At 62.5% G+C, this 613-nt stretch carries 2 protein-coding genes; both read right to left on the bottom strand.

From position 1 onward, the window contains the following. On the bottom strand, positions 1 to 286 hold a 286-nt coding region (locus FLQ44_RS11340; RefSeq protein WP_439144925.1), incomplete at its 3' end, for a hypothetical protein. Then, positions 273 to 613 (bottom strand): MobC family plasmid mobilization relaxosome protein (locus FLQ44_RS11335; RefSeq protein ID WP_240801261.1); only part of this gene is annotated, 341 nt, incomplete at its 5' end. The genes FLQ44_RS11335 and FLQ44_RS11340, both read right to left, overlap by 14 nt.

Here is a 613-nt window from a genome sequence, read left to right as displayed (position 1 = left end):
CCCAAAGAATGCTGTACTGGTCTTTATCGAGCCCGGGCATCAGAACCCGCTCAAAGCTGGCCATGATCTGCTCCCGTTGCCCGGGCGGCAGTTCAGCCTCCGCGAACGACAGCACGCCGGAGGTGTACTTTTTCGCATACGGCGAGGCATCGATAAGCTCCCGGACTTCCTCCGGTTTTCCCTGCAGCACGGTCGCCCCCTCGCGCTGCCGGTCTTTTCCCAGCAGGTAATCCACCGGACCGGCACCACCGCCTCGCCCCCGGGGATGAAATTTAACGATCATCATCCACCCCTTTTTCCAGCACCGCGTGCCGCAGCCGCTCCAGTCCCTCGTCTATAGCCATCAGGGCAGCCATGATCTGCACCCGGTCATGACCGGCACCACCGGCATTCACTTTCCGGGCGATCTGGTTCAGGTTGTTACCCATGCCGGCAAGCTGACGAAGCAGCGCCGGCGAGAGCGACGGAAGTTTGCCGGTGCGGGCTGGCTTCTCGTCCAGGCACGTCTGCCGCATCCAGGCCGCGAGCTGTTTGCCGTCGCAGCGTTCCAGCAGCCGCCGGTGCTCATCCTCAGTCACCCACATCGTGAGCATTTTGCTGCGTTTGTCTGCCA

The organism is Vogesella mureinivorans, from assembly GCF_007644035.1.
Lineage (GTDB): Bacteria > Pseudomonadota > Gammaproteobacteria > Burkholderiales > Chromobacteriaceae > Vogesella > Vogesella mureinivorans.
Note: the sequence above shows the minus strand (reverse complement) of the source record. Positions and strands in the feature narration are given on the sequence as shown.